The organism is Phycicoccus avicenniae (assembly GCF_050496545.1).
Lineage (GTDB): Bacteria > Actinomycetota > Actinomycetes > Actinomycetales > Dermatophilaceae > Phycicoccus > Phycicoccus avicenniae_A.
The window spans coordinates 1-13,028 of the sequence record NZ_JBNVZV010000034.1; the positions used below are offsets into that span (position 1 = coordinate 1).

The window sequence follows — 13,028 nt, forward strand, 5'->3', positions numbered from 1 at the left end:
GGTAGGGGTGGGGTTCAGTGGCCGCCGGTGAGCCGGCCGAGCAGCGACCCGACCCGGCTCGGCCGCCCGGTCCGGGCCTCCTCGGCGTCGGCGAGGCGGGCCAGCTGCAGGCCGGCGTTGACGCCGAGCCAGCGCAGCGGCTCCGGCTCCCACGACGGCGAGCGGTGCCCGACCCACGGCAGCTCCGTGAGCGTCGAGGACCGCCCCAGCACGAGGTCGGCCAGGGTGCGCCCCGCGAGGTTCGAGGCCGCCACCCCGTCGCCGACGTAGCCGCCGGCGCGCCCGGTGCGGGTGGCCGGGTCCCACTGCACGGAGGGGTTCCAGTCGCGGGCGATGCCGAGCGGTCCGCCCCAGGCGTGCGTGAACGTCACGCCCTCGAGCGCCGGCAGCAGCCGCGTCAGCGTGCGCCGGAGCGCGGCGAAGACCTTCTCCTCGTGGTCGAACGCCGGCAGCACCGTGGATCCCAGGTGGTACGGAGCGCCCCTGCCCCCGAACGCGATCCGGTCGTCGACGGTGCGCTGCCCGTAGATGACGAGGTGGCCGTGGTCGGCGAACACCTCGCGCTCCGCGAGGCCGATGCGCTCCCACGTCGCGGCGGGCAGTGGCTCGGTGGCGACCATCAGCGAGTACACGGGGACCACGGCGCGCTCGTGCCCCGGCAGCTGCGGGGTCCATCCCTCGGTCGCCAGGACGACCGCACCTGCCGAGACCCGTCGCCCGTCGGCGAGCACCACGACACCGTCCCCGGCCCGGCCGACCCGCACCCCCTCGACGATGCGCCCGCCCCGCCGCCGCACGGCGGCGGCCAGCCCGTCGACGAGGTCGCGAGGGTGCACCCGCGCACAGTTCGGGTTGAAGGTCGCCCCACGAACAGGCCCGGCTCCCAACCGTTCCCGCGTGGCGCCGGCGTCGAGCCAGATGGTCCCGACGCCCCACGCCTCCCCGTGGGCGACCTCGGCCCGGGCCCGCGCCTCCTGAGCCGGTGTGCGCGCCACGACGATGGTCCCGCCCTTGGTGAACCCCGAGCCGAGGCCCTCCTCGGCGTCGACCCGGCCGACCTCATCGACCGTGTCGCGCAGCGCCGCGAGCTGGGCCAGCGCCGCCGCCCGCCCGTGCCGGGCCGCGAGGGCGTCGGGGGAGACCGGCCACAGCGCCGAGACCCAGCCGCCGTTGCGCCCGCTCGCCCCGAAGCCGGCGTGCTCGGCCTCGAGGACGAGCACGTCGAGGGCCGGCTCGGCGCGCAGCAGCGAGTACGCCGTCCAGAGCCCCGTGTAGCCGCCGCCCACGACGACGACGTCGGCGCGCAGCGGAAGGTCGATGGCGGCCGCCGGCGCGGAGGAGGGCCCGGCCGCCCGGGTGTCCGACCACAGCGGCGCGGTGCCGGTGGCGGCGACCATCGTCAGAGGTGGTTCTCCGCCTCGGTGAGCACCGACCGGAGCCGGCGCTCGATCTCGTCGAACTCGGCCGGGCCCATCGTCAGCGGGGGCGCGAGCTGGACGACGGGGTCGCCGCGGTCGTCGGCCCGGCAGTACAGGCCGGCGTCGAAGAGCGCCTTGGAGAGGAACCCGCGCAGCAGCCGCTCGGACTCGGCGTCGTCGAAGGTCTCACGGGTGGCCTTGTCCTTGACGAGCTCGATCCCGTAGAAGTACCCGGCGCCGCGGACGTCGCCGACGAGCGGCAGGTCGAGCAGCTTCTCGAGGGTCCTCTTGAAGACCGGGGCGTTCTCCTTGACGCGGTCGTTGAGGCCCTCGCGGTCGAAGATGTCGAGGTTGGCCATCGCTGCCGCGCACGAGACCGGGTGCCCGCCCCAGGTGTAGCCGTGGGGGAAGTACGTGGTGCCCTTGCGGAACGGCTCGAAGAGCCGCTCGCTCGCGATCATCAGGCCGAGCGGGGCGTAGCCGCTCGTCACGCCCTTGGCGGTCGTGATGATGTCGGGCTGGTAGCCGAGGTCCTGGCAGGCGAACATCGAGCCGATCCGGCCGAAGGCGCAGATGGTCTCGTCGGAGACGAGCAGGACGTCGTACTCGTCGCAGATCTCGCGGACCCGGTCGAAGTACCCGGCCGGCGGCGGGAAGCATCCGCCGCTGTTCTGCACCGGCTCGAGGAAGACGGCGGCGACGGAGTCGGGGCCCTCGAACTCGATGGCCTCGGCGATGCGGTCGGCGGCCCAGCGGCCGAAGGCCTTCTCGTCGTCGCGCAGGTGCTCGGGCGCACGGTAGATGTTCGTGTTCGGCACCTTGTGGCCGCCCGGCACCAGCGGCTCGAACTCGACCTTGGCGGCGGGGATGCCGGTGATGGACAGCGCGCCCTGCGGGGTGCCGTGGTAGGCGACCGAGCGGGAGATGACCTTGTGCTTGGTCGGCTTGCCGATGAGCTTGAAGTACTGCTTGGCCAGCTTCCACGCCGTCTCGACGGCCTCGCCGCCACCGGTCGTGAAGAAGACCCGGTTCAGGTCGCCGGGGGCGCTGTGGGCGAGGCGCTCGGCGAGCTCGATGGCCCGCGGGTGCGCGTAGGACCACAGCGGGAAGAACGCCAGCTCGGACGCCTGCTTGGCCATCGCCTCGGCGATCTCGGTGCGTCCGTGCCCGACGTTGTTGACGAACAGACCGGCCAGGCCGTCGATGTACTCGTTGCCGCGGTCGTCCCAGATCCGCCAGCCCTCGCCGCGCGTGATGATCGGGACCGAGTGCCCGAGGCCGCCGGCCTCGCGCTCCTCGAAGACCGAGTGGCGGGTGAAGTGCATCCACAGGTGGTCGCGGGCGGCGTCGGAGTACAGCGCGCCGGTGGCGGTGTGCCGGTCCGAGGACGGCTCCCAGACGGTCGAGGGCTCGGTGGTCATCGGGTGCCCCAGTTGTAGTGCTGCTTGTTGAGCTTGAGGTAGACGAAGGTCTCGGTGCTGGTGACCCCGGGCAGCGGGCGGATCCGCTGGGTGAGGAGCTCGAGGAGGTGGTCGTCGTCCTCGCAGACCACTTCGGCGAGCACGTCGAAGGACCCCGCGGTCGTGACCACGTAGTCGACCTCCGGCATCGAGGACAACGCCTCCCCGAGGTCGATGAGGTTGCCCGCCGCGCGGATGCCGATCATCGCCTGGCGCCGGAACCCGACCTGGAGCGGGTCGGTGACCGCGACGATCTGCATGACGTCGGAGTCGAGGAGGCGCTGCACCCGCTGGCGCACCGCCGCCTCGGACAGCCCGACCGCCTTGGCGATGGCGGCGTAGGACTGCCGGCCGTCCTCCTGGAGGAGCTCGATGATCCGCTTGGCGACGTCGTCGAGGCGGATCTCGGGAGAACGGTCCCGGTGCTGGCGTGAGGTCACGGGGCCATCGTGGCCGGTCACCCCACCCCGCGCAAGTAGCGCAACGCGGATTCCGCAACATCAGGGACACAGATCAGCCACTTTCCCTTCCCATTACGGACCGACCCTAGTGATTTCGCGGTTCCGCGTACTACTGTGCCCGCACGAGCCGTCCCCGCCGCCACCGACCCCGGGAGCACCACCACATGAGCACCCCCCGTGTCCTGCGCAACTTCGTCGACGGTGCGTTCGTCGACGCCCGCACCGACGCCACGAGCGACGTCGTCAACCCGAGCACCGGCCAGGTCGTCGCGTCCGCCCCGGTCAGCGGCGCCGAGGACGTCGACGCCGCGTACGCCGCCGCCCAGCGCGCCTTCGACGGCGAGTGGGGCCGCACGACCCCGAGCGAGCGGCAGCAGGCGCTGCTGAAGTTCGCCGACGCCGTCGAGGCGCACGCCGACGAGCTCATCGCCCTGGAGTCCGAGAACACCGGCAAGATCAAGGCGCTCACCGCGAGCGAGGAGATCCCGCCGATGGTCGACCAGCTCCGGTTCTTCGCCGGCGCCGCCCGTGTCCTCGAGGGCAAGGCGGCCGGGGAGTACATGGCCGGCCACACCTCGTGGATCCGGCGCGAGCCGATCGGCGTGGTCGGCCAGGTCACCCCGTGGAACTACCCGCTGCTCATGGCGGTCTGGAAGATCGGCCCGGCGCTCGCGGCCGGCAACGCGGTCGTCCTCAAGCCCAGCGACACCACCCCCGAGAGCACCCTGCGCCTCGCCGAGCTCGCCTCCGAGTTCCTCCCCGCCGGCACGCTCAACGTCGTCACCGGCGACCGCGACACCGGCCGGATGCTCGTCGAGCACCGCACCCCCTCGCTCGTCGCCATCACCGGCTCGGTCCGGGCCGGCGCCGAGGTCGCGGCCAGCGCCGCCCCGAACCTCAAGCGGGTCCACCTCGAGCTCGGCGGCAAGGCCCCGGTCGTGGTCTTCGACGACGCCGACATCGAGGCCGCCGTCGAGGGCATCGCCATCGCCGGCTACTTCAACGCCGGCCAGGACTGCACCGCGGCCACCCGCGTGCTCGCCGCCCCGCGCATCCACGACGACTTCGTCGCCGCGCTCGCCGAGTACGCGAAGAGCTCGGCCCCCGTCGGGCTCCCCGACGACGCGGACGCCCTCTTCGGCCCGGTGAACAACGCCAACCAGCTCGAGCGGGTCTCCGGCTTCATCGAGCGGCTGCCGTCGCACGCCACCGTCTCGGCCGGGGGCAACCGGCGCACCGACCTCGGCGACGGCTACTACCTCGAGCCGACCGTCCTCTCCGGGCTCACCCAGGACGACGAGGCGGTCCAGAACGAGATCTTCGGGCCGGTCATCACCGTCCAGCGGTTCACCGACGAGGACGAGGCCGTCGCCTGGGCCAACGGCGTCGACTACGGCCTGGCGTCCTCGGTGTGGACCAAGGACTTCGGGCGCGCCATGCGGATGAGCAAGCGCCTCGACTTCGGCTGCGTGTGGATCAACACCCACATCCCGCTCGTCGCCGAGATGCCGCACGGCGGCTACAAGAAGTCCGGGTACGGGAAGGACCTGTCGATGTACGGGTTCGAGGACTACACCCGGGTCAAGCACGTCATGGCCAACATCGAGAGCTGAGGACCGAGATGGCACCACTCCGACGGCGTCCCCCCGCCGACCCCGCGGTCCGCGGGCTGGTCCGGGCCGCCCGCGGCTCGCAGCTCACGCGGCGCTCCCTCCTCGGGGGCGCGGCGCTCGGCGGGGCCGCGGCCACGCTCTCGGCCTGCGCCCCACCGGCCCCGCCCGCCGGCGGCGCCGCCGCCCTGAAGCTGCCGAACGACGTGTCGAACACCGACAAGGTCGTCCGGTGGGCCAACTGGACCGCCTACCTCGACTACGACGAGGCGACCAAGCAGTACCCGACCCTCCAGGCGTTCATCAAGGACACCGGCATCCAGGCGACCTACGCCGAGGACATCGAGGACAACGACTCCTACTTCAACAAGATCGCGCCGCAGCTGCGGGCCAAGCAGGACATCGGCAAGGACATCTTCGTCTTCACCGACTGGATGGCCAACCGGGTCATCCGCGACCAGCTCGCCCAGCCGCTCGAGATCATCCGGATGCCCAACGCGAGCAACCTCCTCGACAGCCTCAAGGACGTCAGCTTCGACCCCGGGCGCCAGTACTCGCTGACGTGGCAGTCGGGTTTCGCCGGCATCGGCTACGACAAGGTGCGCCTCGGCCGGGAGATCAGGTCCCTCGACGACCTCTGGCAGGACGACCTCAAGGGCCGCATCGTCGTGCTCTCGGAGTTCCGCGACACCGTCGCACTCGTCATGCAGAGCCAGGGCGTCGACATCACGAAGGGCTGGGGCAAGACCGAGTTCGAGAAGGGCGTCGCCGTCATCCAGGAGAAGCTCGACCAGGGCTACATCCGCAAGATCAAGGGCAACAGCTACCTCGAGGACCTCAAGTCCGGCAACGCGATCGCCGGCATCGTGTGGTCCGGCGACCTCTTCGTCCTGCGCGCCGAGACCGAGAACGACAACTGGGAGTTCGCGATCCCCGAGTCCGGCGGCACCCTGTGGAGCGACAACATGATGGTGCCCATCACCTCCACCCACCGCCGCAACGCGATGGCGCTCATGAACTACTACTACGAGCCGGAGGTCGCCGCCCAGGTGGCCGCCTACGTCAACTACGTCTGTCCGGTGCAGGGCGCCCAGGAGGAGCTCGCCAAGAGCGACCCCGAGCTCGCGAAGAGCCCGTTCATCTTCCCGGACGCGGCCTACATCAAGGACAACAACATCCAGGGCATCCGGGCGCTGACGCCCCAGGAGGACCAGGAGTTCAGTGGCATCTGGCAGAAGGTGATGGGCAACTGATGGCAGCCAACAGCGGTTTCCGGGAGGCCACGGGCGACCTGCGCCTCGACGCGGTCACCAAGTCCTTCGGCGACTTCACCGCCGTCGACGACCTCGACCTCGTCGTCCCCCGCGGCTCGTTCTTCGCCCTCCTCGGCCCCTCGGGCTGCGGGAAGACGACGACGCTGCGGATGGTCGCCGGGCTCGAGCAGCCCACGGCCGGCAACATCCTCATCGGCGACACCGACCTCACGGGCAGCCGACCGTACGAGCGGCCGGTCAACACGGTCTTCCAGAGCTACGCGCTCTTCCCGCACCTGAGCATCCGCGACAACGTCGCCTTCGGGCCCAAGCGTCGCGGCCAGAAGGACGCGATGGAGCGGGCCGAGGAGACCCTCAAGCTCGTCGAGGTCGACCACCTCGCCACCCGCAAGCCGGCCCAGCTCTCCGGTGGCCAGCAGCAGCGCGTCGCCCTGGCCCGGGCCCTGGTCAACCGGCCCGAGGTGCTCCTCCTCGACGAGCCGCTCGGCGCCCTCGACCTCAAGCTGCGCCGCCAGCTGCAGGTCGAGCTCAAGCGGATCCAGACCGAGGTCGGGCTGACCTTCATCCACGTCACGCACGACCAGGAGGAGGCCATGACGATGGCCGACACCGTGGCCGTCATGAACCACGGGCGGATCGAGCAGATGGGTGCGCCGGCCGACCTCTACGACCTGCCGAGCACGACGTTCGTCGCGAACTTCGTCGGCCGCTCGAACCTCGGCACGGGGGCCGTCGTCGACCGCGACGGCGACCACCTCGTCGCCGAGATCCAGGGCAGCCGGGTCAAGGTGCCGCTCGCGCGGGCCGGTGCCACTGAGGGGCAGGTGACCTTCGGGGTGCGCCCCGAGAAGGTGCGCGTGCTGCGCGAGGCCCCGGCCGGGGTCGGCGACGACGTCAAGGGCGTCGTCCTCGACGTCTCCTTCACCGGCGTGGCCACCGAGTACCTCGTCCGGCTGCCGAGCGGGGCGGTGTGGAGCTGCTACGAGCAGAACCTCGACGTCGACCCCATCGACCTGCGGCCCGGCGACGACGTGTGGATCTCCTGGAACCCGGCCCACGCCTTCACCGTGCCGGTCGACGAGGCCGCGGCCAAGGCCGCCGCGGAGGCCACGGCGTGAGCGCCCTCGCCCACGTGGGCGGGACGAGCGGCACCACCGGCACCGACCCCGGCACCGGTGCCCCGCAGGAGCGGCCCGGCCGCCGCTGGCTGCCCTACCTGCTGCTGCTCCCCGGAGCGCTGTGGCTGCTCGTCTTCTTCGTCGTGCCGCTCGTCCAGCTGTTCACGGTGAGCATCCAGTCGCAGTTCCCCGGCTACCCGGGCTACTACTACCGCGACGTCAACTTCTCGAACTACCTGCGGGCACTCACCGACTTCGCGCCGCAGTTCGGCCGCTCGCTGCTCTTCGCGGGGCTCGCCACGTTCTTCGCCTTCGCCCTGGCCTACCCGCTGGCCTACGCCATGGCCTTCAAGGCCGGGCGCTGGCGCAACATCATGCTCATCGCCGTCATCGCGCCGTTCTTCACCTCGTTCATCCTGCGCACCGTGGCGTGGCGCCAGATCCTCGCCGACGACGGTCCGGTCGCGAGCACCCTCAACACGCTGCACCTGCTGCCGGGCGGGCGCATCACCGAGACGGCCGCCGCGGTGGTGGCGGGCCTCACGTACAACTTCCTCCCGTTCATGGTGCTGCCGATCTACGCCTCGCTCGAGCGGGCCGACCACCGGGTCATCGAGGCCGGGGGAGACCTGTACGCCAACGGTTTCACGACGTTCCGGACGGTGACCCTGCCGATGTCGATGCCGGGGGTCATCGCCGGGACGCTGCTGACCTTCATCCCCGCCGCCGGTGACTACGTCAACGCCGAGCTCCTCGGGTCCGACGGCGACAAGATGGTCGGCAACGTCATCGACAGCCAGTTCTTCCGTGTCCTCGGCGGCTTCCCGACCGCGGCCGCACTCTCCTTCACCCTCATGGCGCTGATCCTGGCCATGGTCTTCGTCTACATCCGTCGCTTCGGGACCGAGGAGCTGCTGTGATCCGCCGGCTGCAGAACCGTTTCGCGATCATCGTCGCCGTCCTCGTCCTGCTCTACCTGTTCCTCCCGGTCGCGTACACGTTCGTCTTCTCCTTCAACAACTACCGGAAGTCGAACATCGTCTGGAACCCGCAGGGCAGCCCGACGCTCAAGCACTGGCAGGACCCCTGCGGTGCGCCCGGCGTGTGCGACGCGCTCGTCACCTCGCTCCAGATCGGCCTCATCGCCACGCTCGTCGCGACGGTGCTCGGCACGATGCTCGCCTTCGCGCTCGTCCGGCACCGCTTCCGGGGCCGCACGGTGAGCAACGTCCTCGTCTTCGTCCCGATGGCCACCCCCGAGATCGTCCTCGGCGCGAGCCTGCTGACGATCTTCGTCCAGGGCTTCTCCCGGGTCGGCCTCGGCCTCGGCTTCTGGACGATCACCATCGCGCACATCATGTTCTGCGTCAGCTTCGTCGTCGTCACGGTGAAAGCCCGTCTCCAGAGCCTCGACCCGCGCATCGAGGAGGCCGCCCAGGACCTCTACGCCGGGCCGATGAGCACCTTCTGGCGGGTCACCTTCCCGCTCGTGCTGCCGGGCATCGTCGGCGCCGCCCTCCTGGCGTTCTCGTTGTCCTTCGACGACTTCATCATCACGAACTTCGTCTCCGGCAACGAGACGACCTTCCCGAAGTTCGTCTACGTCTCCTACCTGCGCGGGATCCCCGCCCAGGCCAACGTCATCGGCTTCTCGATGTTCGTCATCGCGCTCACGCTGGTGATCATCGGCCAGCTCGTCGGCAACGCCCGGCGCGCGAGCAAGTGACCCACCGGGCCCCGGCCCGGTTCGACCCCGAAAGGTTCCCGTGCGCGTCCTGATGATCGGAGCGGGCGGTGTCGGCGACGCCGCCGCGCGCATCGCCGCCGACCGCGACTTCTTCGAGGCGTGGGTGGTCGCCGACCACGACGTCTCCCGGGCCGAGCGCACCGTCGCCGCGGCCGCCGCCCGGGGCGGTGACGGCGGCCGGTTCTCGGCCGCGCAGGTCGACGCCTCGGACGCCGGGGCGGTCGAGGCGCTGGCGCGCGAGGTGCGGGCCACGCACGTGTTCAACGCGGTCGACCCGCGGTTCGTCGTGCCGATCTTCGACGGCGCGCGGGCGGCGGGGTGTGACTACCTCGACATGGCGATGAGCCTCTCGCGCCGCCACCCGACCGAGCCCTACGCGAAGGTCGGCGTGAAGCTCGGCGACGAGCAGTTCGCGCAGGCGGGGGAGTGGGAGTCCGAGGGCCGGCTGGCGCTCGTCGGCATCGGGGTCGAGCCGGGCCTCTCCGACGTCTTCGCCCGGTACGCGGCCGACCACCTCTTCTCCGAGATCGACGAGCTCGGCACCCGCGACGGCGCGAACCTCGTCATCCGCGACGAGGACGGCAACGAGGTCTTCGCGCCCGGCTTCTCGATGTGGACGATCATCGAGGAGTGCCTCAACCCGCCGGTGGTGTGGGAGAAGGCGCGTGCCGGTGAGCCGGACGGCGGCTGGTACACCCTGCCGGCCTTCAGCGAGCCCGAGGTCTTCGACTTCCCGGAGGGCATCGGCCCCGTCGAGTGCGTGCACGTCGAGCACGAGGAGGTGCTCCTCATGCCGCGCTGGGTCGACGCGCGGAAGGTCACCTTCAAGTACGGCCTCGGCGAGGAGATGATCACCATCCTCCGGACGCTGCACACGCTGGGCCTGGACTCCACCGAGCCGGTGACCGTCAAGGGCGTGCAGGTGAGCCCGCGCGACGTCGTCGCTGCCGTGCTCCCCGACCCGCAGACCATCGGGCCGCGGATGGAGGGCAAGACGTGTGCCGGCCTGTGGGTCACCGGAACCGGCAAGGACGGGCAGCCACGGCGCACGTACCTCTACCACGTGTCCGACAACGCCGACACGATGCGCGAGTACGAGGCGCAGTGCGTCGTCTGGCAGACCGCCGTCAACCCCGTCGTCGCCCTCGAGCTGCTCGCGAACGGCACCTGGTCCGGCGCCGGGGTCCTCGGCCCGGAGGCCTTCGACGCCGTGCCCTTCCTCGACCTGCTCGCCGCCCCGAAGCCCGCGGGCTACGGCTCGCCCTGGGGCCTCGAGGACCGCTGACCACCCCTGCGAGAGGATCGACCCATGGCCACCACCCAGAAGGCACTGCTCGACTCGCTCCCCTCCGGTCTGCTGGTCGGCGGCCGTTGGCGCGAGGCGAGCGGGGGCGCGCGCTTCGACGTCCACGACCCCGCGACCGGCGGCACGCTCACCACCTGTGCCGACGCCACGCCCGAGGACGGCCTCGCCGCTCTCACCGCGGCCGACGAGGCGCGCGCGTCGTGGGCGGCCACCGCGCCGCGCGACCGCGGCGAGATCCTGCGCGCCGCGTTCGAGGCGGTCACCGCCCGGGCCGACGAGTTCGCCCTCCTCATGACCCTCGAGATGGGCAAGACCCTCGCCGAGGCCCGCGGCGAGGTCACCTACGGCGCCGAGTTCTTCCGCTGGTTCTCCGAGGAGGCCGTGCGCATCCACGGCCGGTACTCGACCGCCCCGAACGGCGCGACGCGGCTCGTGACGATGGCCCAGCCGGTCGGCCCGACGCTGATGATCACGCCGTGGAACTTCCCGCTCGCGATGGGGACCCGCAAGATCGGCCCGGCCATCGCCGCCGGCTGCACGATGGTCGTCAAGCCGGCCGCCGAGACGCCGCTGACGATGCTGCTGCTGGCGCAGGTGCTCCAGGAGTGCGGGCTGCCCGACGGCGTCCTCAACGTCGTCACGACCACGCACTCGGGGGCGGTCTGCGAGCCGGTCATCCGCGACCCGCGCCTGCGCAAGCTGACCTTCACCGGGTCCACGGCCGTCGGCAAGGTGCTCGTCGAGCAGTCCGCCGAGCAGCTGCTGCGCCTCTCGATGGAGCTCGGCGGCAACGCCCCGTTCATCGTCTTCGAGGACGCCGACCTCGACGCCGCCGTCGAGGGCGCGATGCTCGCCAAGATGCGCAACATCGGCGAGGCCTGCACCGCGGCCAACCGGTTCTTCGTCCACGAGGATGTGGCCGAGGAGTTCTCCTCCCGGCTCGCCGCCCGGATGGGCGCCCTCGTCGTCGGCAAGGGCACGAAGAAGGGCGTCGACGTCGGCCCGCTCATCACCGAGAAGGCCCGCGCCGGCGTCCACGAGCTCGTCGAGGACGCCGTCGCCAAGGGCGCCACGGTGCTCACCGGCGGCTCGCCCGTGGCCGGTCGCGGCCACTTCTACGAGCCCACCGTCCTCACCGACGTCCCGGACGGCGCCCGCTGCCTCACCGAGGAGATCTTCGGGCCGGTCGCGCCGATCGCGACCTTCCGCGACGAGGCCGACGCCGTGGCCCGGGCCAACTCCACCGAGTACGGCCTGGTCGGCTACGTCTTCACCCGCGACAACGCCCGCGTCCTGCGGGTCGCCGAGGCCCTCGAGTTCGGGATGGTCGGCGTCAACACCGGCATCGTCTCCAACCCCGCGGCGCCGTTCGGCGGCGTCAAGCAGTCCGGCTTCGGGCGCGAGGGCGGCTTCGAGGGCATCGAGGAGTACCTCGAGGTCAAGTACGTCGGCATCGCCCTCTGAGGTCGCAGGCGGGCGGCCCCGGCTCTCCGGCGGGGTCGGCCGAAGGGACAGGATCGTCCCCGTGGGCGTGCGCCGCGTGGGACGGGAGTGGTGGACTGGCTCCATGAGCCGGGCCCGTCACTCCGATCGCCCGGACCGGCAGCGGTCCGTGCGCTCCTTCCTCGACGAGACCGACGAGGCGCTGCGCCTCGGCGCCCGTCCCGGCGCGCGGGTCTGGCCCACCGGCTTCGACCTCCTCGACACCACCTTCGGCGGCGGCCTGCGCTCCGGCGAGCTGATCCTGCTCGCCGGCACGGAGGGCGCCGGCAAGACGACCTTCGCCATGCAGGTCCTGCGCAACGCCGTCGTCGCCGGCCGGCACGCCGTCATCTTCTCCTTCGAGCTGACCGCCGCCTCGCTCATCCAGCGCCTGCTCGGGCTCGAGGCCGCCGCGGCCGCCGACCTGGCCGACGACCCGATGATGCCCGCCGCCGACGTGCGAGCCTTCCGGGCCGTGCTCGAGGCCGAGGACCCCGACCGCCGCGGCCTCGGGTCCGCGATGCGCGGGCTGGCCTTCGGGATGGAGGCGCTGATGACCATCGAGCGCTACTCCGACCGGCTGCACGTCGTCGAGGCCAACCGGCTGACGACCATCGCCCAGATCGCCTCCACCGTCGCGGCCGTCGCCGACGCCACGGGGGAGCCGCCGATCGTCTGCGTCGACTACCTCCAGAAGATCCCCGTCGACGGCATCGAGGGCACGGCCGACGAGGAGACCCGGGTCACCTTCGTCACCGAGACGCTCAAGGAACTCGCGATGGAGCTCGAGTGCCCCGTGCTCGCCATCTCCGCGGCCGACCGCGAGAGCCTCGGGGCCGGGCACCGGATGCGCACCCGCGACCTGCGCGGCTCGAGCGCGCTGGCCTACGAGGCCGACATCGTGCTCATCCTCCAGACCAAGCTGAACATCGTCGCCCGCGAGCACCTCACCTACGACCTCAACGCGGCCAAGGTCTACCGCCGCTGGGTGATCATCTCGGTCGAGAAGAACCGGTTCGGCGGCGGCCAGGTCGAGCTCGAGGTCGAGAAGGACTTCGAGCACGGGCGCTACCGCCCGCAGGTGCGCGTCGTGTCCGAGCGCCTCATCGAGGAGCGGGTGTTCACCTCCTGACCCGCCGCCCGACGGGCGTG

11 protein-coding genes are annotated in these 13,028 nt (G+C 71.4%); 8 read left to right on the forward strand and 3 right to left on the reverse strand.

The features are described 5' to 3' along the window. Positions 1-14: 14 nt before the first annotated feature. The 3 genes from ACQZ2A_RS19700 to ACQZ2A_RS19710 are packed head-to-tail and all read right to left on the reverse strand — an operon-like array spanning position 15 to position 3,318. On the reverse strand, positions 15-1,397 hold the full coding sequence (locus ACQZ2A_RS19700) for an NAD(P)/FAD-dependent oxidoreductase (protein ID WP_430214411.1): 1,383 nt from the start codon (positions 1,395-1,397) through the stop codon (positions 15-17). Positions 1,398-1,399: 2 nt separating this feature from the next. After that, positions 1,400-2,839 (reverse strand): aspartate aminotransferase family protein, encoded by a 1,440-nt coding sequence (locus ACQZ2A_RS19705; RefSeq protein WP_430214413.1) that lies wholly within the window; start codon positions 2,837-2,839, stop codon positions 1,400-1,402. Beyond that, positions 2,836-3,318 (reverse strand): Lrp/AsnC family transcriptional regulator, encoded by a 483-nt coding sequence (locus ACQZ2A_RS19710; RefSeq protein WP_430214415.1) that lies wholly within the window; start codon positions 3,316-3,318, stop codon positions 2,836-2,838. The genes ACQZ2A_RS19705 and ACQZ2A_RS19710 overlap by 4 nt, the downstream gene beginning before the upstream one ends. A gap of 185 nt (positions 3,319-3,503) precedes the next feature. Between ACQZ2A_RS19710 and ACQZ2A_RS19715 the strand changes: the two genes are divergently transcribed. From ACQZ2A_RS19715 to ACQZ2A_RS19750, 8 genes are all read left to right on the forward strand, one after another. Further along, positions 3,504-4,952 carry a gamma-aminobutyraldehyde dehydrogenase gene (locus ACQZ2A_RS19715; protein ID WP_430214417.1) on the forward strand — a complete coding sequence of 483 codons (1,449 nt, stop codon included), beginning with the start codon at positions 3,504-3,506 and terminating at the stop codon, positions 4,950-4,952. A gap of 8 nt (positions 4,953-4,960) precedes the next feature. Continuing rightward, complete coding sequence (locus tag ACQZ2A_RS19720) at positions 4,961-6,202, forward strand: ABC transporter substrate-binding protein (protein WP_430214419.1); 1,242 nt, start codon at positions 4,961-4,963, stop codon at positions 6,200-6,202. Next, entirely contained in the window at positions 6,202-7,341 is a 1,140-nt protein-coding gene (locus ACQZ2A_RS19725) for an ABC transporter ATP-binding protein (RefSeq protein ID WP_430214420.1), read from the forward strand. Before ACQZ2A_RS19720 ends, ACQZ2A_RS19725 begins: the two co-directional genes overlap by 1 nt. Continuing rightward, the gene (locus ACQZ2A_RS19730) at positions 7,338-8,261 is read left to right on the forward strand and encodes an ABC transporter permease (RefSeq protein ID WP_430214422.1); all 924 of its coding nucleotides are present in this window, start codon (positions 7,338-7,340) and stop codon (positions 8,259-8,261) included. Before ACQZ2A_RS19725 ends, ACQZ2A_RS19730 begins: the two co-directional genes overlap by 4 nt. Then, a complete protein-coding gene (locus ACQZ2A_RS19735) occupies positions 8,258-9,067 on the forward strand; it encodes an ABC transporter permease (protein ID WP_430214423.1) in 810 nt (269 codons plus the stop codon). The genes ACQZ2A_RS19730 and ACQZ2A_RS19735 overlap by 4 nt, the downstream gene beginning before the upstream one ends. 40 nt (positions 9,068-9,107) lie before the next feature. Continuing rightward, entirely contained in the window at positions 9,108-10,373 is a 1,266-nt protein-coding gene (locus ACQZ2A_RS19740) for a saccharopine dehydrogenase family protein (RefSeq protein WP_430214425.1), read from the forward strand. A 24-nt stretch (positions 10,374-10,397) separates the two neighbouring features. Next, entirely contained in the window at positions 10,398-11,858 is a 1,461-nt protein-coding gene (locus tag ACQZ2A_RS19745) for an NAD-dependent succinate-semialdehyde dehydrogenase (RefSeq protein WP_430214427.1), read from the forward strand. Between the two features lie 103 nt (positions 11,859-11,961). Beyond that, positions 11,962-13,008, forward strand: a complete 1,047-nt coding sequence (locus ACQZ2A_RS19750) for a DnaB-like helicase C-terminal domain-containing protein (protein WP_430214428.1) — start codon at positions 11,962-11,964, stop codon at positions 13,006-13,008. Positions 13,009-13,028: the final 20 nt, after the last annotated feature.

What these genes read in the sequence shown, in the direction of transcription:
- ACQZ2A_RS19700 (WP_430214411.1), bottom strand. Translation starts at nt 1,397, where the DNA reads ATGGTCGCCGCCACCGGCACCGCGCCGCTGTGGTCGGACACCCGGGCG.
- ACQZ2A_RS19705 (WP_430214413.1), bottom strand. Translation starts at nt 2,839, where the DNA reads ATGACCACCGAGCCCTCGACCGTCTGGGAGCCGTCCTCGGACCGGCAC.
- ACQZ2A_RS19715 (WP_430214417.1), top strand. Translation starts at nt 3,504, where the DNA reads ATGAGCACCCCCCGTGTCCTGCGCAACTTCGTCGACGGTGCGTTCGTC.
- ACQZ2A_RS19720 (WP_430214419.1), top strand. Translation starts at nt 4,961, where the DNA reads ATGGCACCACTCCGACGGCGTCCCCCCGCCGACCCCGCGGTCCGCGGG.
- ACQZ2A_RS19725 (WP_430214420.1), top strand. Translation starts at nt 6,202, where the DNA reads ATGGCAGCCAACAGCGGTTTCCGGGAGGCCACGGGCGACCTGCGCCTC.
- ACQZ2A_RS19745 (WP_430214427.1), top strand. Translation starts at nt 10,398, where the DNA reads ATGGCCACCACCCAGAAGGCACTGCTCGACTCGCTCCCCTCCGGTCTG.
- ACQZ2A_RS19750 (WP_430214428.1), top strand. Translation starts at nt 11,962, where the DNA reads ATGAGCCGGGCCCGTCACTCCGATCGCCCGGACCGGCAGCGGTCCGTG.